Here is an 18,241-nt window from a genome sequence, read left to right as displayed (position 1 = left end):
GTAGGGATCCCTGCCATGGCCGAGGACGACACCGAGCACCCCCCGACCGACACTCCCGCCGGGGGCACTCCCCCCGCGGACGCTCCCCCGAACGGGTCCGGACGCCCGCGCAGGCGCCGGCGGTGGCTGATGATCACCGCCGGCGTCGTCGCGTTCCTGCTGGTCGCCTCCGGGGTGCTGCTCTGGATCGCCTACCGCAAGCTGGACGGCAACATCCGGACCGACTCGGCCACCGACCGGCTGCTCGCCAAGCTGGAGGCGGAGCGGCCGAGCCGCAGCGCCGACGCCCGGGGCGCCGAGAACATCCTGCTGATCGGCAGCGACGACCGCTCCGGCTCGAACGGCTCCTACGGCGGCGAGGCGGGCACCGAGCGCTCGGACACCACGATCCTGCTGCACCTGTCGGCCGACCGGAAGCACGCGACGGCGGTCTCCGTCCCGCGCGACGTCATGGTCTCCGTCCCCGCCTGCGAGAAGCCGGACGGCACCCGCAGCAAGCCGGGGCTGATGCAGTTCAACTGGGCCTTCGAGACGGGTGGCCCGGCCTGCTCGATCCGGACCGTGGAGCAGCTGAGCGGGATCCGGATCGACCACTACGTGATCGTCGACTTCAGCGGCTTCAAGACGATCGTGGACGCGATCGGCGGGGTCGAGGTGTGCGTGCCGCAGCCGATCCACGACAAGGACGCCAAGCTCGACCTGCCCGCCGGACGGCAGACCCTGCACGGCGAGCAGGCGCTCGGCTACGTCCGAGCCCGGGAGAGCCTGGGGGACGGCAGCGACACCCAGCGGATGGGCCGTCAGCAGCAGTTCCTGGCCGCGCTGATCCGCAAGGCGGAGTCACAGGGGGTGTTGCTGAACCCGGCGCGGCTGTGGCCGGTGCTGGACGCGGCGACCTCCTCGGTCCGGGCGGACGGCGGGCTGTCCTCGCTCGGCGCGCTGTACGACCTCACCCAGGACCTGCGCGGCGTGCCCACGGCGAACGTGGTCTTCCTGACCGCGCCGCGCCGCCCGTACCGCTACGACTCGGACCGGGACGAGTTCGTGCAGCCGCAGACCGGCCAGCTGTTCGCGGCACTGCGGGACGACCGGTCGGTCACCGTGCGGCCGCCCGGGTCGACGCCGTCGGCGGGCGCGTCGGCGGGCGCGTCGACGGGCGCGGACGGCGGCGCGTCGGCGAGCCCGGGCGCCGGGCCGAGCGCGGGCTCCGCCGAGGCGGCGACGGCGGCGTCACCCTCCGCGGGAGCGTCACCCACCTTCGAGGGACGCACCGCCGACGTGGACGCCTGCGCGCAGCACTGAGCGCCGCGTCCGGCGCGGTACGGCGCCGGGCCGTGCCGCGCCGCAGGTCGGCGCGGGTGGACCCGACAAATGCTCGATGGCGAACGGAATTTACCTCCACTTTGTTCAAACATGATGCAGATCACACCAGGAACGATTCCTTCGCCCGGCTCGTCTACTGTGTCCGGATCGGCCCGTCAGGACGGGCGGGCCGGAGCCGTGACCGGTCGAAGGTAAGGATCCCCCGTGCACGAGGAGCAACCGGAACCCGGGCGGGCCCGGGTCGACCCGGGCCCCGGCGTCCCCCGGCAGCGCCGCCGCCGGGTCGCCGACGCACCCGCGGCACCGGCCGGGGAGGGCCGCCGGGACAGCCGGCGGCGCGCGGCCGCCGCGGCCAAGCGGAGCCGGCGCCGGCGGGTGCTCAAGTGGACGGCCGGGACCGGTGCGCTGGTGATGGTCGCGGGATGCGGCGGGGCGTACTACCTGTACAAGCACTTCAACGACAACCTGACCTCGGTCAAGGTCCAGCTGGGCGACGAGGCCGAGCGCCCCAAGGCCGCCGGGGAGGCGCTGAACATCCTGGTGATCGGCACCGACAGCCGGGAGGGCCTCGGGCGCGAGTACGGCGACGAGGGCAGCACCGGGCACGCCGACACCACGCTGCTGTTCCACATCGCCAAGGACCGCTCCAACGCGACGGTGATCAGCCTCCCGCGCGACCTGATGCTGCCGATCCCGGAGTGCCAGACCGCCCAGGGGAAGAAGATCCCGGGCTCGCCGCGGGAGATCTTCAACGAGAGCCTTGGTCAGGAGGGGCGGGACGCGGGCTGCACCTGGAAGACCGTCGAGAAGAACACCGGGATCCGGGTCGACCACTTCGTGCAGGTCAACTTCGAGGCGGTGAAGACCCTCTCCACCGCCGTCGGCGGGGTCGAGGTCTGCGCGGCCAAGGACATCAACGACTCGGGCTCCCACCTCAAGATGACCAAGGGCCGGCACGTGGTCCAGGGCGAGGAGGCACTGGCCTTCGTCCGCACCCGGCACGCGGTCGGATTCGGCGGCGACCTCTCCCGGATCCCGCTGCAGCAGCAGTTCATCAGCTCGATGATCCGCAAGATCAAGAGCGACGACACCCTGACCAGCCCGACCAAGCTCTTCAAGCTCGCGGACGCCGCCACCAAGGCGCTGACCGTGGACGACGGCATCGGCAGCGTGGACAAGCTCAAGAACCTCGCGCTGGACATCAGCAAGGTGGACGCCAAGAACATCACCTTCGCCACCGTGCCCGTCATGGAGGACCCCAGGGACAAGGACCGGGTGGTCTTCAAGCAGCCGGACGCCGGGCAGGTCTTCTCGATGATCGCGGGCGACCGCTCGCTGACCGCGACGGCCACCCCGCCCGCGCCCGAGGGCTCCGCCCCGGCCGCACCGGGCACGCCGGCCGCCACCGCCCCGGCGGTGGACACCAAGGACGTCCAGGTGACGGTGCGCAACGGCAGCGGGAAGCGCGGGCAGTCCGGGCCGACCGTCGAGAAGCTCCAGACGAAGGGCTTCCCCAAGGCCGCCGTCGGCAGTGACGCACCGGTCGCCGCAAGCACCACGGTGTCCTACCAGTCCGGTCAGGAGGCCGCGGCGGGCGCCCTGGCCACCGCCCTCGGGCTGCCGGGCGACGCCGTCAAGCCGGCCGCGAAGGCGGACCCGAAGGCGGGGCTGCTGCTGGTGCTCGGCAAGGACGCCCTGACCGCGCCCACCGGCGCGACGGCGGTGCCGGCCGAAGCCCCCGAGGACCTCCAGCGGGTGCAGGCGGACGACACCGACGTCTGCGCGAAGTAGCCCGCGCAAACGGCCGAAGCAGTCCGTCGCACCCGCTCCGTCGGACCGGCGGTCCCCCCGGACGGGCTGGGCGTCAGCCGGCCTTGGAGAGCACGTCCTCCGCGGACGGGCCGACGCTGGCGATCACCCGGCGGGCCAGCGAGCGCGGCGAGGTGAGGAAGCCGAAGCCCCAGCTGAGGTGCATGGTCGCGAACGCCACCGGCAGCAGCGCCCGGGCCTTGGCAGACAGGCCGCGGCCCTCGGTCACCGCGCCGCCGACGATGCCCAGCAGGTAGGCGCCGGGCACCGCGAGGAAGGCCGGGTGGACGGCGGCGCCGAGCACCAGCCCGAGGGTGACGGCCAGCAGCGCGGCCGGCGGGGCGAGGTAGCGCAGGTTGACCGAGCCGCGGTGGTAGCGGGTGACCACCCGGCGCCAGCGGCCGTAGTCCTTGTACTGCTTGGACAGCGCGCGCACCGAGGGCCGGGGCCGGTACGTCACCTTGAGCTGCGGGGTGAACCAGACCAGGCCGCCGTCCTGGCGGATCCGGTAGTTCAGCTCCCAGTCCTGGGCGCGGATGAACTCCTCGTTGTACCCGCCGAGCTTCTCCAGCACCTCGCGCCGGAACACGCCGAGGTAGACGGTGTCCGCCGGGCCGGCCAGGCCGCCGGTGTGGAAGGCCGCGTTGCCGACACCGAGCTTGGAGGTCATCGCGGCGGCGACCGCGTTCTCCCACTCGGTCTCGCCCTCGGCGTGCATGATGCCGCCGACGTTCGCCGCGTCCATCTCGCCGAGCAGCCGGACCGCGGTCGCGATGTAGCCGGGGGTGAGCAGGCCGTGGCCGTCCACGCGCACCACTATCGGATGGCTGGAGCCCCGGATCGCGGCGTTCAGCCCGGCGGGCGTCCGGCCGGTGGGGTTCGCGACCGTCCGCACCCGCGGGTCCTCGGCCGTCAGCTCGGCGGCGATCGCGTCGGTGCGGTCAGCGGACGGACCGAGGGCGATCACCACCTCGATCGGCCCCGGGTAGTCCTGGTCCAGGATGCGCCGGACGGCCGTGCGCAGGTGACGTTCCTCGTTGAGCACCGGCATGATCACGGAGACAGCCGGCAGCTCCTCAGCAGCCTTGGTGTTCATCGGGGCCAACCGTACCGGTGCGGACGCGTCCCCGTCTTGTCCCGGTCTGGGCGGCCGCGCGCACCTCACGGCGTGGCACCGGCACTGTGATCAAGGACACCGTACTCCCACCCCGGTGCGGGCCCGCGGCGGGGTGGGTCGGGTGCGGGCCCCGGTGCGGGTTCAGAGCGCGTAGTGGACGACGGTGAAGACCGCGTAGCCGGTCAGCGCGAGCCGGTTCAGCAGGTGCTGCGGGTCGCCCAGCCGGTCCGGCAGGACGCGGTCCGGGCGCAGGTCTGGCCGGTGGGCCGCGGTGGCCACCGTCCGGGCCAGCGCCACCGGGTCGTAGCGGTCGCCGAAGTGGCCGGCCAGCCAGACCGCGGGCCGGCTCGCGAAGGAGAACTCCCGGCCCCCGCGCAGCCTGATGGTGAGCAGGTTCCGGTGGACAGCCGCCGCGTCGATCTCCGCCCACCGGAAGCTGCGGGTGCGCAGCGCGGTGGCCACCCGCAGGCCGTCGCGGTCGGCCACCATCTGCCAGGACAGCGTCTGGGCGCACGCGAGGATCGCCGCCGAGCCGATCCAGAGCGGGCGCACCAGGTTCTCCCACCAGCCGTCGTCGTCGAGCAGCACCACGGCGGCGGCGACCAGCACGGCCGCCACCGGCCCGGCCGCCGCCCGCAGCGGCAGCGGCATCTCCCAGCGGCGGGCGGCCACCGGCTCGGTGTCCGGCCCGGCCGCGGGGGCGGCGGCGAGGGTCTCGGCGGTCAGCACGGCGACGGCGAGTTCGCGCTCGCGGTAGCGCTCGGCGCGCCGGCTGAGCCGCGGGGCCCGGGCGGCGGGCGCGACCACCGCCGCCACCCAGTGCGGGTCGGTGTCCAACAGGCCGGGGCGGACGAGGACCTGGTGGTCGTCGCCGTCGGGGCCGCGGTACAGCACGGCGGGCACGCTGCGGCCGGCGTGGGCCAGCCAGACGGCGGCCTCGGCGGGGGTCGCGCGGTCGAGGAGGTCCTCGTCGTCCTCGTCCTCGTCCTCCGGGTCGAGGAGGACCGGCGGGTCGGGGTAGTCGGCGTCCTCGCTGCCGGTCTCCAGGTACTCGGGCACCCAGGCCGGGCCCTCCCCGCCCGGGGCGCCGTACTGCGCCCACCGGTAGCGGTCGCGCTCGACCAGGCGCCAGAGCCCGGGGCCGTCCGGCGGACCGTCCAGCGGCTGGACCAGCAGGTCGCCGCGGGCGTCGGCGCGGACCCGCACGGCGAGCGCGGGGGCGGAGCCCTCGAAGGCGGGGCGGGCGCGGCGGGCCGCGGCGACGGCGGCCGAGCCGAGCAGCACCAGGCCGGGCAGGGCGATCAGGCCGGCGGCGCTCAGCTGGCCCGAGAGGTCGTAGTCGTCGCCCAGGGCGCGCACGGAGTCGCCGTCCACCAGCAGCGGGACGGGCTCGCCGGGCTGCGGCTGCCGCTGCCACCAGACGTCCAGGGCGGCGGTGCGCTCGGGACCGCCGCCGGGCGGCTGGAAGCGGACGGTCAGCACGCCGTCCGCGTCGCTGGTGCCCGCGGTGCCGGTGACCCGGACGGACCGCTCGGCGGCGGCGTCCGCCTGGTCCTGCGCCCAGAACCCGTACAGCGGGAAGGCCGCGGCGACGACGAGCAGCAGGACGCCGAGGGCGCGGCGCAGCACCGGCGGGCCGTCGCACAGGACGGGCGAGGGCGCGCCGGCGGCCGTCCACGGGAAGGGGACGGGCGGGGCCATCAGCTCGTCCAGCTGCTGCCGCGCCCGGCGGCGGCCGGCCTCGGCGCCGAGCAGGACGGCCGTGAGCAGCACGTGGAGCAGCACCGCCGACCAGCGGGCGAGCGGGGTGACCAGCCCCTCCGGGAGGTACCAGAGCAACGCCAGGACGACGGGCGGGACCAGCGCCCGGATCCGCACCCTGGCGGCCAGCAGGACCACCTCGGCCAGCACCGACCAGCCGGCCAGCGCCGAGCCCCAGGTGTCCCGGCAGATGCCCTGGGCGTTGCACCGGGCGGCGCTGGGCTCGACGGCGGTGGCCAGGACCGCGAACGCGACCGGCACCAGCGCCAGCCAGCGGCCGTCCAGCCGCCAGGCCGTACGGGCGGCGCGCCAGCGGTCGGCGGCCGCGGCGGTGAGGGGCGCGGCGCTGGGCAGCGGCGGGGCGTCCGAGGGGAACATCGGACGATCATCTCAGCCCTCCGAGGGCTCGACCCGCGCCAGGGGCCGGGGGCCGTGCGTACGCGGCAGGGGCCGGGCGCTGTGTGCACCCGGCCCCTGTCGTCCCCCGTTCCCTCTCCCCTGCTCCGACGCCCCCCGGCGCCGGATCAGTCCGTCGCGATGGCGGCGAGGACGTTCATCCGTCCGGCCCGGAAGGCCGGGACGAGCGCCGCGACCAGGCCGATCACCACCGAGGAGACCAGGGTGATCGCGATCGTGACGGTCGGGACGGAGAGCGTCCCGAGGCCCTGGTCCCGCAGAACCCGCTGGACGGTGACGCCCCAGGCGAGGCCCAGCCCGGTGCCGAGGACGGCGCCGAACACCGCGATCACCACGGACTCCAGCCGGATCATCCGGCGCAGCTGGCGGCGGGAGATCCCGATCGCCCGCAGCAGGCCGATCTCCCTGGTCCGCTCGACCACCGACAGCGCCAGGGTGTTGACCACGCCGAGCACCGCGACGGTGATCGAGAGGGCGACCAGCCCGTAGATCAGGTAGAGCAGGGTGTTGATCTGGGACTGCACCAGCTCCTTGTAGCCGGCCTGGTCCTTGACGGTCAGCTGCGGGTACTCCTTGAGCCCGTCCTGCAGGGCGGTCAGCGTCCTGGCGACGTCGGCGCCCGGGGAGGCCTTGGCGAAGAAGGTCCACACCGGCGGCTGCTCGGCGGCCGGGACCACCGTGGCCATGGTGTCCATGGCCACGAAGGAACCGTTGCCGAACAGCTCGCCCTTGGCGAAGACCGCGCCGACCGGCAGCGCCTGGGTGCGGCCCTTGCCGTAGTCGACGGTCACCTGGTCGCCGACCTTGAGGCTGTGGTCCTTGGCGAAGGCCTCGCCGATCCCCAGCGAGCCGCGCCCGATCGACTCCACCGCACCGGACGTGACGGTCGGGTGGAAGTCGGTGCCGAAGAAGGCCGGCGGTACGGCGGTGAGCTCGGTCTTCTCCTTCTGCCCGTCCGCGAGCTGGACCTTGGCGGCGAAGAACGCCTGGGTGGTGACGTGGTCGATGCCCGGGGTCCGGCGCACGATGTCCAGCATCTCCGGGGTGACCTCGGTACGGCCGCCCGCGATGATGTAGTCCACGCCCACCGACTTGTCGATCTGCGCGCTCGCCGAGGTGACCGCCGAGGAGCTGAACACCGAGGAGGCGATCACCAGCGCCAGGCCGATCATCAGCGCGGCGGCGGTGGCGCCGGTGCGACGCGGGTTGCGCATCGCGTTGCGCTGGGCGAGCTTGCCGGACGGGCCGAACACCGCCGGCAGCACCGAGCCGAGCACCCGGACGATCGCCGAGGCCAGCAGCGGGCCGAGCACCACGAAGCCGACCAGGGTGAGCACCACGCCCAGGCCCAGGTAGCGACTGCCGGTGGCCGCCTTCTCCGCCTGCCCGCCGAGCACCAGAAGGACGCCGCCGCCCGCCGTCAGCAGCAGGCCGACGACCGTACGGAGCAGGTTGGCGCGGGCCTCGGCCGGGGTGCCGTGGTCGCGCAGGGCGGCCATCGGCGAGATCCGGCTCGCCCGGCGGGCCGGGACCCAGGCCGCGACCAGGGTGACCAGGATGCCGAGCGCGTAGCCGGCGATGAACACGTCCGGCCCGATCTGCAGGTCGGCCGCCTTGAGGTCCATGCCGACCGCGTTCATCAGCTTGATCAGGCCGACCGCGACGCCCAGGCCGGCCGCGACCCCGAGGGTCGAGCCGAGCACACCCAGGATCAGCGCCTCGACCAGCACCGAGCGGTTGACCTGGCGGCGGCTGCCGCCGACGGCGCGCAGCAGGCCGATCTCCCGGGTCCGCTGGGCGACCAGCATCGAGAAGGTGTTGATGATCAGGAAGCCGCCGACGATCGCCGAGACGAAGGCGAAGCCGAGCATCGCGTACTTCATGAAGTCGAGGCCGCTGCCGACCTGCTTGGTGTTCTCGTCCTTCTGCTCGGCCGCGGTCTTGACCTGGTAGCCGCCGCCGATCCTGGCCGCCGCGTCCGCCTTGAGCTGGTCGTTGCCGCGGCTGCCGTCGCCGAAGGCCTCGACGGAGGTGTAGGCCGGCTCGCCGAGCAGCACCTGCTGGGCGGTCGGGGTGTCCAGGAAGCCGAGCGCCGCGCCCGGGTTGGTGGTGGTGAAGGTGGCGATGCCGGCGATGGTGAAGTCGTGCTTGCCCCCGGAGTTCTCCACCCGGAGCCTGTCGCCGAGGCCGAGCCCGGCCTTCTTCGCGGTGTCCGCGTCGAGCACCAGCTCGCCGGAGCCCTGCGGCGCGTGGCCGGAGGTGATGCGGACCGGGTTGCGCGGGGTGTCGGTCCAGTTGCCGAGCAGGGTGGGCGCGCCGCTGGTCGGGCCGACCAGCTTGTTGGTGGCCGGGTTCACCAGGGTCGCGTTCTGCACCATGACCTGGCCGACGGCCTGCTTCACGCCGGGCACCGCGGCGACCTGGGCGGCGAGCGCGACCGGGACGGTCGGCGGCTTGACGGCGGCCTGCTGCTCCTCGTCCTCGGTCGGCTTGGGCGGCTGGACGGAGACGTCGGAGGCGGTCGCGGCGAAGAGCTTGTCGAAGGTGCTGGTGGCGGTGTCGGAGAACACCAGGGTGCCGGAGACGAAGGCCACCGACAGCACGACGGCGATGAGCGAGAGCGCCATCCGGCCCTTGTGGGCGAAGAAGCTCCGCAGTGAGGTCTTGAGCAGCATGATCGTGTCGTCCCGCCGCTCAGCTGGTGCGCTTGCCGTCGAAACGGCGCATGCGTTCGAGGACGGAGTCGGCGGTGGGGGCGTGCATCTCGTCGACGATCACGCCGTCGGCGAGGAAGAGCACGCGGTCCGCGTAGCCGGCGGCGACCGGGTCGTGGGTGACCATCACCATGGTCTGGCCCAGCTCGTCCACCGAGCGGCGCAGGAAGGTCAGCACCTCGGCGCCGGCCCGGGAGTCCAGGTTGCCGGTGGGCTCGTCGCCGAAGATGATCTCGGGGCGGGCGGCCAGCGCCCGGGCGACCGCGACGCGCTGCTGCTGGCCGCCGGAGAGCTGGGTCGGGCGGTGCCTGAGCCGGCCGGCCAGGCCGACGGTCTCCACCACCTGGTCCAGCCAGGCCTGGTCGGGCTTGCGGCCCGCGATGTCCATCGGCAGCGTGATGTTCTCCAGCGCGTTCAGGGTCGGCAGCAGGTTGAACGCCTGGAAGATGAAGCCGATCTTGTCCCGGCGCAGTCTCGTCAGCTGCTTGTCCTTCAGGCCGGTGATCTCGGTGTCGCCGATCCAGATCCGTCCGCCGCTGACCGTGTCGAGCCCGGCCAGGCAGTGCATCAGGGTGGACTTGCCGGAGCCCGAGGGGCCCATGATCGCGGTGAACCGGCCCCGCTGGATGTCGACGTCCACCGCGTCGAGCGCGGTGACCCTGGTCTCGCCCGAGCCGTACGCCTTCGTGACCTGACGGGCCGACGCGGCGACGGCGGAGGCTCCGCCGGGAAGCTGGGGGTCATACACGGCTGCTGCTGCCGTCGTCACTGGAGTCTCCTAAGGAAGATGCGCTCACCCGCTGGTCCCCAGCCTCACGGGCCCGCCCGCCTCACGACATGGCGCAGGCAGTAGTCCTCGACCGGGAGTTGTCCCCCCTCTCCCGGTGGACCTGGCCACCGGACCCGACCGGATCGGGCCGCTTCCTGGCGGGTGGGGATGTGTGAACCACGTTAGGAGTGGACGGCGGACCGCTCGTCATCCGACGGAATGAAGCGGCTCAACCAAGGTTCTACGGGGCGCGGCGCCCCTCCCCCTAGGGGTCGCCACGGCCCGTCTCGGGGACGCCCCGTACGGGCCGCGGCGGGTGCTCGCCCGACCGGTCCTCAGCCGGTCGGCAGCCCGGTCAGCAGCCGGTCAACGCCGGTGCGGCCAGCCGCTCCAGGGCGGTGGCGAAGCCCTCGACGACCGGGGCGAGCAGGGTCTCGGTCTCGCGCTCCAGCACGGTCGCCCCGTCCTCCCGGGCGGTGATGTGGCGGTCGAGCACGAACCAGCCCTGGGTGATGTGGCCGGCGCCCATCGAGCTGAGCACCGGGCGCAGCGCGTAGTCCACCGCGAGGACGTGCGCGGGCGAGCCGCCGGTGGCCAGCGGCAGCACGGCCTTGCCCGCGAGCGCGTACTGCGGCAGCACGTCCAGCAGCACCTTCAACAGCCCCGAGTACGCGGCCTTGTAGACGGGGGTGCCGATGACGACGCCGTCGGCGCGGGCGAACAGCTCGGTGACGGCGACGATCTCGGGGTGGTCGAAGTCGCCCGACAGCAGCGCGTGCGCGGGCAGGCTGCGGGCCTCGAAGGGGACGACGTGGTGGCCGCGGTCCGCCAGCCGCGCGTCGACGTGGCGCAGCAGACGGGTGGTGCGGGAGGTGGCGGACGGGGAGCCGGAAACGGACAGGACGACGGCCATGGGTTCACCTCTGGCTGGGAGCGGGGCGGCGCTGCGCAGCGGGGGGAGGGCGCTGCGGTGGGGGTGACCGGGGTGGGGCCGGTACCGGGAGCGCTACGTCGGTGGACGTGCGGGTTCCGACGGGCGCGCGTCAGCCGCGACAGAGCGAACAGGCCACACCACGCCGCAGGTCGACGTGCCGCCGACGCGTGAGTGCCCAACGCTGATCCATGCCTGGAATGCAAACACGCGGCGTTCGAGCCGGTCAAGAAACGTTTCAGCCTCTGGAACACCGGATGTCCGGACATTGCGGGGTACGTGGCCGAGTGGGCGACGCCGGACCTCGGGACCTTGCGGCGGAACGATCCGGTGCGTGCATCAAAACGGCTACAAGAGGCCTGGTAGGGCCCCCGGGGGGAGTCAGCCCGACCGGGGTCGGGCATCCTCGACGGCATGAACACGTGGCAGGAGGGCCGCCCGGGGGGCGGCGGGAACCCGTACGGCGGCAACGGCGGAGGCGGCGCGGCGGCCGAGCCGCCGCTGCCGGCCTCGCTGAACCCGCGCGGCCCGGGGGCGCCCGCGCCGCGGCCGCCGGAGCAGCCGGGGCCCTCCCGGCTGGGCGGCGTCCCGCAGCAGGGGGCCGGCGCGCCCGGCGTCCACCCCGGCGGACCGGCCGGTCCGGGGCGTCCTGGCGGTCCCGGTGGGCCGGGTGGCCCGGGCGGCCCGGGTGGTCCCGGTGGTCCGGGTGCCCCCGGGAGTGCCCGCCCGGCCGGTACGCAGCCCACGCGCTGGCCGCGGCGGCGGATCGTCAAGTGGTCGGTCTTCGGTCTGCTGATCGCCGTCATGGTGACCGCCGTCTCCACCTGGTTCTGGGCGGACTCCAAGCTCAACCACGAGAACGTGCTCGCCGACTACCCGGGCCGCCCCGCCGCGGGCAAGGGCACCAACTGGCTGATCGTCGGCTCCGACAGCCGCCAGGGCCTCACCGACTCCGAGCAGGACGACCTGCACACCGGGCACGACACCGAGGGCAAGCGCAGCGACTCGATGATGATCCTGCACATCGGGGACAACGGGAACACCCTGATGAGCATCCCGCGTGACTCCTGGGTGCCGATCCCCGAGCACCAGGGCAGCAACGGCAAGCCGGTCAAGGGCACCACCGCGAAGATCAACTCGGCCTTCGGCGCGGGCGGCGGGCGTCTGCTCGTCCAGACCGTCGAGACGAACACCGGCATCCGCATCGACCACTACGCCGAGATCGGCTTCGCCGGCTTCGTCGGCATCGTCGACTCGATCGGCGGCGTCGAGATGAAGATCGACCAGCCGATCAAGGACAAGGACTCCGGACTCGACCTCCAGGCCGGCGACCAGACCCTCACCGGCAAGCAGGCCCTGGCCTTCGTCCGCCAGCGCCACCAGATGGCCGACCAGGACCTCGGCCGGATGCGCAACCAGCAGAAGTTCCTCGGCGCCCTCGCCCACCAGGCCGCCTCCCCCGGCAACCTGCTCGACCCGTTCACCTTCTACCCGCTGGTCGACTCGGCGCTCGGCACCCTGATCGTGGACGACGACTGCGGGCTGACCGACCTCGGCTCGCTCTTCCTCGCCATGAAGGACGTCAACGGCGGCAGCGGCAAGAGCATGACCGTGCCGATCGGCAACGCGGACTACCGCACCAAGACCGGCGAGTCCGCGGTGCAGTGGGACGCCGGCAAGTCCAAGCAGGTCTTCGACGCCTTCAAGAACGACACCGCCGTACCGGAGTTCAAGTAGCGGTGAACTTCGCGTGACGGCGACCCCATGAGTGGATGCCGCTCGTCACCGCGCCGGTCCACCGCCGTCGCCACCGCCTCCTGGGCCCGTCCGGTCCAGGAGGCGGTCGCGTTCCACCTGCCGGGCTCAGTACTCGGCTTCGGCCTGACCGGCGTACGGCAGCAGGCCGGTGCCGCACTCCGGGAAGCGGACCAGCCACTCCCCCTCGCCGCCCGCGGCCTCGGTGGCGCCCGAGTAGCCGTAGTGGATCGGCTGCCCGTCGCCGCCCAGCCAGCGGGCGTGCGCCAACTGCACCGACAGGGCCGCCGGGCGGTGCGGCGCGGCCTGCTCCAGCACCAGCTCGTGCTCGGTCTCCCCGGGCCGGAAGACCACCGCGGTCTCCGTGCTCGGGCGGCGGGAGAAGATGCGCGCGCCGTCCGTCCAGTACGCGGCGACCGTCACGGCGAGCGTGCCGTCCAGGCTGCCGGTGTCCGGAATGACGTACTCCTCGTCGGCGACCCAGCGCGCGTGGTGGCGGATCTCCTCCTCGCCGCGGCGCTCGTCCCAGCGCACCCAGTAGCCCGCCACCCGCTTGACGGTCATGCCCTCGCGGACAACCCGGACCGCGAACCGCGCCGGCCCCACCGGCTCGCCGGAGGCCGGTCCGCCGTTCACCGGCCCGCCGTTCACGGGTCCGCCGTTCACCGGTTCGCAGGAGGCCAGGGAGACCACCGTCACCTGCTCGTACGTCACCTCGCCGTCGTCGGCGCTCTGCTCGATCATCGGTGAACCACCTTGCCGGGACGTCGAGTTCGGGACGCGGCCCGGTCCGCGTCCGAGGAGAGCCTAGGACGGCGGCCGCGCCGGCCGGGGTGATCGCCCGGTTCCGCCCCGAACGGTCGCGCGCCCGGCTACCCTGCCCTTCCGCCCTGCGGCGTGCCCGGCAGCCGGTCGAGCGCGATGCCGAAGTGCTCGCGGTAGGCGGCCGACGCCTGCGCGTCGGTGAGCTGCCGCTCGGTGCGGGTGCCGTCGGGCCCGGTGCGGATGAGCCGGGTGCCGCTGAGCGTGGTCCGGCCGCCGTCCTCGGTGAGCAGGGAGCAGGTGGCCGAGCGGGTGAAGTGCGACTCCGGCGAGGTGCTCTGCCACCAGCAGGTCGGCCCGAAGTCGGCGAGCGGGTACGGGCGCGGGTCGAGGCGGTACTGCGGGGCGCCGTCCGTCAGGACGTCCAACTCGCCGTGGGCGCCGTACGGGCGGACGGTGAACGTGCCGCACGGGTCGGACTGCGGGCCGCGCTCGTCCAGGCGCAGCGGACGCACGCTGAACCGTCCGAAGCCGACGTCGACCAGCCAGGGCTCGTCCAGGTCGACCCGCAGCGCGAGGTGGTCGAACGGCGGGCCGGGGCGCTCCCCGTCGAAGACCCGGGCCGCCAGCAGGCTCACCCGGTAGCCCAGGGAGCGCAGCAACTCGGCGAAGGCGCCGTTGAGTTCGTAGCAGAAGCCGCCGCGCCGCCGGTCCACCAGCTTGGCCACCAGGGCCACCGGGTCCAGTACGACCAGCTCGCCGAGGTGGATGCTCAGGTTCTCGAAGGGGACGGTCCGCAGGTGGGCCTGCTGCAGCCGCGCCAGCGCCCGTGCCGACGGCTCCCCGGGGTCGGGCACGCCGATGCGCGCCAGGTACGCCGTCCGCTCGGCGGGGGTCAGGCCCCCGTACGCCTTGTCGTGGTCCATCCGCCCATTCCAGCCGGGCCCGGGGCGCTCGGCCATCGGTCCTTGGGCTTAGGACCTCTCCTTCGGATCTGCCCGGGCGGGAAATGCCACCGCCCCGGAGTGGGAAGTCGGCGGATCCGACTTCTTCCGGGGCGGTACGCGTGTCAGGAGCGACGGTGATTACTCGACCACGCCGGACTTGGCGATGGTGATCTTGGCCGAGGTGCGGCCGCTCTGCGAGCCGAGCGACTCGATCTTCTTCACCAGGTCCATGCCCTCGACGACCTCGCCGAAGACGACGTGCTTGCCGTCCAGCCAGTCGGTGACGATGGTGGTGATGAAGAACTGCGAGCCGTTGGTGTTGCGGCCGGCGTTGGCCATCGAGAGCAGGCCCGGGCGGTCGTGCTTGAGCTGGAAGTTCTCGTCCGCGAACTTCTCGCCGTAGATGCTCTTGCCGCCGGTGCCGTTGTGGTTGGTGAAGTCACCGCCCTGCAGCATGAAGGCCGGGATCACGCGGTGGAAGCCGGAGCCCTCGTAGCCGAAGCCGTTCTGGCCGGTGGCCAGCTCGCGGAAGTTGCGGGCGGTCTTCGGGACGACCTCGTCGAACAGCTTGAAGACGATGCGGCCGGCCGGCTCGTCGTTGATGGTGATGTCGAAGAAAACGTTGGAACTCATGCAGGGATCATGGCACGAGCGGTCGGCTCACGCTCGGTACCCCCGGCAGGGCGCGGGCGCGGAGCGCCGTGTTATCCGGCGCTCCGCCCCGCCGGCGCGGGGTAGTCGGTGTACCCCTCGGCGCCGCCGCTGGTCCCGGCCGACCGGATTGCGGGTGGCGGCCTCGGCGACGATCAGCCCGGCCCCGGCGCGCTGCGCGTAGTACTCGGCCATGATCGGCCGGGGGACGCCGTCGGCACCGGCCCGGGTCCGGGTCATCGGGGCCATCACCAGACGATTGGGGAGGTGGAGCGGGCCGAGTTCGGCGGGCTGGAAGAGACCGGCGGTTTCCGTCTTCGTCGTCATGCCGGAACGGTAAAAGCTAACATCCGTGTCAGGTTCAAGGGCTCTTCGAAGCGGATGACGGGGTGGACGGCATGCGGATCGGCGAACTGGCCCGGCGGACGGGCGTGAGCGAGCGCTCGCTGCGCTACTACGAGCAGCAGGGCCTGCTGGTCGCCCGCCGCACCGAGGGCGGACACCGGGAGTACCCGGAGATGGCGGTCGACCGCGTCGTCCACATCCAGGAGCTGTTCGCGGCAGGCCTGCACAGCCGCACCATCTACAAGATCCTCCCCTGCATGCGGGACTCCGACGGCAGCCCGAGCGAGATCGCCACCCCGCTGCTCGTCGAGGAGCTCACCGCGGAGCGCGAGCGGATCGACCGGATGATCATCGACCTGCTGCGCTCGCGCGAGGTGCTGGACCAGGTGATCGCCACCGCCTCCGGGCAGCCGTCACAGCCGTCCTCCGAAGCCGCCTAGGACGTGCCCCCGGGCTTGCGGGCCAGCAGGTAGGCCTGCGGGACCTTCTCCTCGCCGTCCGGCTCGCGGACCGTACGGGAGGTCATCCGCAGGCCCGCGCCGCGGATCAACTCCTCGACGCGCTCAGGCCGCAGGCGGCGGAAGTCCAGCGACACCGGGTGGCCGAAGGGCTGCTCCAGGCGCAGGGGCTCGTCGCCGACCTGGAAGGCGAGCAGCAGGTGCCCGCCGGGGGCGAGCACCCGGGCGAACTCGGCGAACACCTCCGGCAGGCGCTCCGTCGGGGTGTGGATGATCGAGTACCAGGCCACCGCGCCGTCCAACTCGCCGTCCTGGAACGGGAGGTCGAAGAGCGAGCCGACGGCGAACGGCACCTCCGGGTAGGCCTCCCGGGCCAGCTCGACCATCCGCGGCGAGAGGTCGATGCCGCGCACGTCCAGACCGAGCCGGTGCAGGTGGCCCGTCACCCGGCCCGGGCCGCAGCCGAGTTCGGCCGTCCTCGGGTCCGGACGCTCGGCGCGGACCAGGTCGGCGAAGAGCGCCAGCAGGGCGCGGTCCGTCGGCATGGTGTCCATCGCGTCCCGGAAGCGGTCGGCATAATCGGCGGCGATGGTGTCGTAGAAGGTCCTGGTCGTGGTGAGGAAGTCCGACTCGGTCATGGTCCGGCACCCTACCCGCCGGGCCCGGGACGCAGCGGCACTTCTCGGCCGAGGACCGGGACCCGGGACCCGGCGCCCGGCGCCCGGCCAGACTCACAGGTCCAGTTCCGCCACCGTCTGGTCGCCGCTCAGCTCGCCGGTGGGGCGGAAGCCGAGGCGGGCGTAGAACCCCGTCGGGCCGTCCGGGCCGGGCTCGTACGTGACCGTGGCACGGGTGCCGCCGCGGCGGCGGATCTCCGCGCACACCTGCTCGACGGCGAAGCGGCCGTAGCCCCCGCGCTGCGCGTCGGCGTCGACCAGCAGGCGCCACAGGCCGGAGCGGGGGCGGTCGTCGGGCCGCTCCGGGTAGAAGTGGATGTCGAAGAAGGCCATCACGAAGCCCACCGGCCGCTCGCCGTCCAGGATCAGCCGGGGCCAGGCGGTCTCCCCGTACGCGTATGCCTCGGCCAGCGACTTCACCACCGGCGCGACCAGCCCCTCCTGGTCTGGGCGCACCCGCAGGGCGAGGGCGGCGTCGATGTTCTCGGGGGTGATGGCGGCCAGGGTGAGCGTGGCGGGGGTGGCGGTGGCGGAGTGCATGGCGGGCAGCATAAGGAGCGGGGCTGCCCGCCGGCGTGTGCTTTTTCCTCAGGAGCGTCCGGTTCCGGCTCCCTCGGGAGCCTCCCGAGCGGGGAGCCCCGCCGTCACTCCCCCGCGGCGAAGTCGGTGCCGCGGCCGACCGCCGCCCAGGCCTCGACCTCCTGCCGAGCGCCGTCCAGGTTGCCCAGGATGGCGTCCACGGCGTCGCTGCCGAGCGCGAGCCGCAGCGGGGTCCGCTCGGCGTCCAGGGCGGCCAGGATCGCCGCGGCGGCCTTCACCGGGTCGCCGGGCTGCTTGCCGTCGGAGTCCGGCAGACCGGTGCGGACAGGGCCGACCACCGGGTCGTACGCGGCGATCGGCGCGGCATGGGCGAGTGCGCCGCCGCCCGCGAAGCCCGTCCGGAACGCACCCGGCTCGACGACCAGCACCTTGATCCCGAACCCGGCGACCTCCTGCGCCAGCGCCTCGGACAGCCCCTCCAGCGCGAACTTGGTGGCCGAGTAGGCGCCCACGCCGGGGAAGGAGAAGCGGCCGCCCATGCTGCTCATCTGCACCACCGCGCCGGTGCCCTGGGCCCGCATGTGCGGCAGCACCGCGCGGGTGAGCGCGGCCGGGCCGAAGAAGTGCAGCTCCATGAGGTCCCGCAGCTCGCGGTCGGTGTACTCCTCGACGGCGCCGATCAGGCCGCGCCCGGCGTTGTTCACCAGGACGTCGATCCGTCCGTGCCGCTGGACGGTCTCCGCGACGACGGCGGGGATCCGCTCCTGGTCGGTCACGTCCAGCCGTACCGGGACCAGCCGCTCCGGGTGCGCCGCGGCCAGCTCGGCCAGCGTCTCGGGGCGCCGGGCCGCCGCGACGACGGTGTCGCCGGCCGCCAGGGCGGCCTCGGCGATCGCCTGGCCGAAACCGGAGTTGGCGCCGGTGACCAGCCAGACCTTGCCGGCGGGGTGCTGCTCGGGGGTGTTGCCCATGATCCGTTATCTCCCGCGATCGTCGTTCGCTGCCTGTGAGTTGACGATCATTTATGACATCGGGCGCATGGATCCGTCCAGGATGGTTCGGAGCCGGAGGACAGTCGGACGCCGGACGGCGAACGGCCCCCGAACCGCGGACGGGCGGTTCGGGGGCCGTGGGTCGTGCGCCGTCGGGCGGTGTTACGGGAGGTTGCGGGCCATCACGATGCGCTGGACCTGGTTGGTGCCCTCGTAGATCTGCGTGATCTTCGCGTCGCGCATCATCCGCTCCACCGGGTAGTCACGGGTGTA

17 protein-coding genes are annotated in these 18,241 nt (G+C 73.3%); 4 read left to right on the top strand and 13 right to left on the bottom strand.

Annotated features, from left to right (window positions below; translation table 11 throughout):
* The first annotated feature begins 15 nt into the window (after positions 1-15).
* Together ACZ3TI_RS38155 and ACZ3TI_RS38150 are read left to right on the top strand one after the other, a co-directional pair.
* Positions 16-1,302, top strand: a complete 1,287-nt coding sequence (locus ACZ3TI_RS38155) for an LCP family protein (RefSeq protein WP_465734709.1) — start codon at positions 16-18, stop codon at positions 1,300-1,302.
* 225 nt (positions 1,303-1,527) lie between these two features.
* Entirely contained in the window at positions 1,528-3,114 is a 1,587-nt protein-coding gene (locus ACZ3TI_RS38150; RefSeq protein WP_465734707.1) for an LCP family protein, read from the top strand.
* Positions 3,115-3,187: 73 nt separating this feature from the next.
* On the opposite strand, the gene ACZ3TI_RS38145 is transcribed toward ACZ3TI_RS38150, so the two are convergent.
* From ACZ3TI_RS38145 to ssuE, 5 genes are all read right to left on the bottom strand, one after another.
* Complete coding sequence (locus ACZ3TI_RS38145) at positions 3,188-4,228, bottom strand: glycosyltransferase family 2 protein (protein ID WP_465734705.1); 1,041 nt, start codon at positions 4,226-4,228, stop codon at positions 3,188-3,190.
* Positions 4,229-4,390: 162 nt separating this feature from the next.
* Complete coding sequence (locus ACZ3TI_RS38140) at positions 4,391-6,388, bottom strand: hypothetical protein (RefSeq protein WP_465734703.1); 1,998 nt, start codon at positions 6,386-6,388, stop codon at positions 4,391-4,393.
* A gap of 146 nt (positions 6,389-6,534) precedes the next feature.
* Complete coding sequence (locus ACZ3TI_RS38135) at positions 6,535-9,105, bottom strand: ABC transporter permease (RefSeq protein WP_465734749.1); 2,571 nt, start codon at positions 9,103-9,105, stop codon at positions 6,535-6,537.
* 16 nt (positions 9,106-9,121) lie between these two features.
* Positions 9,122-9,910: an ABC transporter ATP-binding protein gene (locus ACZ3TI_RS38130; RefSeq protein WP_465734701.1), complete on the bottom strand. Its 789-nt coding sequence runs from the start codon at positions 9,908-9,910 to the stop codon at positions 9,122-9,124.
* Positions 9,911-10,265: 355 nt separating this feature from the next.
* Complete coding sequence (gene ssuE, locus ACZ3TI_RS38125) at positions 10,266-10,823, bottom strand: NADPH-dependent FMN reductase (RefSeq protein ID WP_465734699.1); 558 nt, start codon at positions 10,821-10,823, stop codon at positions 10,266-10,268.
* A 432-nt stretch (positions 10,824-11,255) separates the two neighbouring features.
* Here ssuE and ACZ3TI_RS38120 point away from each other — a divergent pair, with 432 nt between their 5' ends.
* A complete protein-coding gene (locus tag ACZ3TI_RS38120; protein ID WP_465734697.1) occupies positions 11,256-12,578 on the top strand; it encodes an LCP family protein in 1,323 nt (440 codons plus the stop codon).
* Positions 12,579-12,704: 126 nt separating this feature from the next.
* On the opposite strand, the gene ACZ3TI_RS38115 is transcribed toward ACZ3TI_RS38120, so the two are convergent.
* The 4 genes from ACZ3TI_RS38115 to ACZ3TI_RS38100 form a co-directional block, all read right to left on the bottom strand.
* Positions 12,705-13,340, bottom strand: coding sequence for a hypothetical protein (locus ACZ3TI_RS38115; protein ID WP_465734695.1), 636 nt, complete (start codon positions 13,338-13,340; stop codon positions 12,705-12,707).
* 128 nt (positions 13,341-13,468) lie between these two features.
* Complete coding sequence (locus ACZ3TI_RS38110) at positions 13,469-14,320, bottom strand: arylamine N-acetyltransferase family protein (RefSeq protein WP_465734693.1); 852 nt, start codon at positions 14,318-14,320, stop codon at positions 13,469-13,471.
* A gap of 123 nt (positions 14,321-14,443) precedes the next feature.
* Positions 14,444-14,938 (bottom strand): peptidylprolyl isomerase, encoded by a 495-nt coding sequence (locus ACZ3TI_RS38105; protein WP_465734691.1) that lies wholly within the window; start codon positions 14,936-14,938, stop codon positions 14,444-14,446.
* Positions 14,939-14,965: 27 nt separating this feature from the next.
* The gene (locus ACZ3TI_RS38100; RefSeq protein ID WP_465734690.1) at positions 14,966-15,283 is read right to left on the bottom strand and encodes an oxidoreductase; all 318 of its coding nucleotides are present in this window, start codon (positions 15,281-15,283) and stop codon (positions 14,966-14,968) included.
* A 71-nt stretch (positions 15,284-15,354) separates the two neighbouring features.
* Between ACZ3TI_RS38100 and ACZ3TI_RS38095 the strand changes: the two genes are divergently transcribed.
* Positions 15,355-15,741, top strand: a complete 387-nt coding sequence (locus ACZ3TI_RS38095; RefSeq protein ID WP_465734688.1) for a MerR family transcriptional regulator — start codon at positions 15,355-15,357, stop codon at positions 15,739-15,741.
* Here the strand turns inward: ACZ3TI_RS38095 and ACZ3TI_RS38090 are convergent.
* From ACZ3TI_RS38090 to ACZ3TI_RS38075, 4 genes are all read right to left on the bottom strand, one after another.
* The gene (locus tag ACZ3TI_RS38090) at positions 15,738-16,397 is read right to left on the bottom strand and encodes a class I SAM-dependent methyltransferase (protein ID WP_465734686.1); all 660 of its coding nucleotides are present in this window, start codon (positions 16,395-16,397) and stop codon (positions 15,738-15,740) included. The two genes, ACZ3TI_RS38095 and ACZ3TI_RS38090, sit on opposite strands and share 4 nt — an antisense overlap.
* A 93-nt stretch (positions 16,398-16,490) precedes the next feature.
* Positions 16,491-16,976, bottom strand: a complete 486-nt coding sequence (locus ACZ3TI_RS38085; protein ID WP_465734684.1) for a GNAT family N-acetyltransferase — start codon at positions 16,974-16,976, stop codon at positions 16,491-16,493.
* Between the two features lie 104 nt (positions 16,977-17,080).
* On the bottom strand, positions 17,081-17,947 hold the full coding sequence (locus ACZ3TI_RS38080) for an oxidoreductase (RefSeq protein ID WP_465734682.1): 867 nt from the start codon (positions 17,945-17,947) through the stop codon (positions 17,081-17,083).
* A gap of 183 nt (positions 17,948-18,130) precedes the next feature.
* A partial coding sequence (locus ACZ3TI_RS38075; RefSeq protein ID WP_358751260.1) for an acyl-CoA dehydrogenase family protein occupies positions 18,131-18,241 on the bottom strand: 111 nt, incomplete at its 5' end.

The sequence above is a fragment of the Kitasatospora sp. NPDC023120 genome (assembly GCF_055560835.1).
This window is presented reverse-complemented; position numbering and strand designations above follow the sequence as displayed.

Bases quoted from the DNA above. Each gene is read 5' to 3' on its own strand.
- ACZ3TI_RS38145 (WP_465734705.1), bottom strand. From the start codon at position 4,228: ATGAACACCAAGGCTGCTGAGGAGCTGCCGGCTGTCTCCGTGATCATG.
- ACZ3TI_RS38115 (WP_465734695.1), bottom strand. From the start codon at position 13,340: ATGATCGAGCAGAGCGCCGACGACGGCGAGGTGACGTACGAGCAGGTG.
- ACZ3TI_RS38120 (WP_465734697.1), top strand. From the start codon at position 11,256: ATGAACACGTGGCAGGAGGGCCGCCCGGGGGGCGGCGGGAACCCGTAC.
- ACZ3TI_RS38100 (WP_465734690.1), bottom strand. From the start codon at position 15,283: ATGACGACGAAGACGGAAACCGCCGGTCTCTTCCAGCCCGCCGAACTC.
- ACZ3TI_RS38105 (WP_465734691.1), bottom strand. From the start codon at position 14,938: ATGAGTTCCAACGTTTTCTTCGACATCACCATCAACGACGAGCCGGCC.
- ssuE (WP_465734699.1), bottom strand. From the start codon at position 10,823: ATGGCCGTCGTCCTGTCCGTTTCCGGCTCCCCGTCCGCCACCTCCCGC.
- ACZ3TI_RS38090 (WP_465734686.1), bottom strand. From the start codon at position 16,397: ATGACCGAGTCGGACTTCCTCACCACGACCAGGACCTTCTACGACACC.
- ACZ3TI_RS38080 (WP_465734682.1), bottom strand. From the start codon at position 17,947: ATGGGCAACACCCCCGAGCAGCACCCCGCCGGCAAGGTCTGGCTGGTC.
- ACZ3TI_RS38085 (WP_465734684.1), bottom strand. From the start codon at position 16,976: ATGCACTCCGCCACCGCCACCCCCGCCACGCTCACCCTGGCCGCCATC.
- ACZ3TI_RS38140 (WP_465734703.1), bottom strand. From the start codon at position 6,388: ATGTTCCCCTCGGACGCCCCGCCGCTGCCCAGCGCCGCGCCCCTCACC.
- ACZ3TI_RS38095 (WP_465734688.1), top strand. From the start codon at position 15,355: ATGCGGATCGGCGAACTGGCCCGGCGGACGGGCGTGAGCGAGCGCTCG.
- ACZ3TI_RS38155 (WP_465734709.1), top strand. From the start codon at position 16: ATGGCCGAGGACGACACCGAGCACCCCCCGACCGACACTCCCGCCGGG.
- ACZ3TI_RS38110 (WP_465734693.1), bottom strand. From the start codon at position 14,320: ATGGCCGAGCGCCCCGGGCCCGGCTGGAATGGGCGGATGGACCACGAC.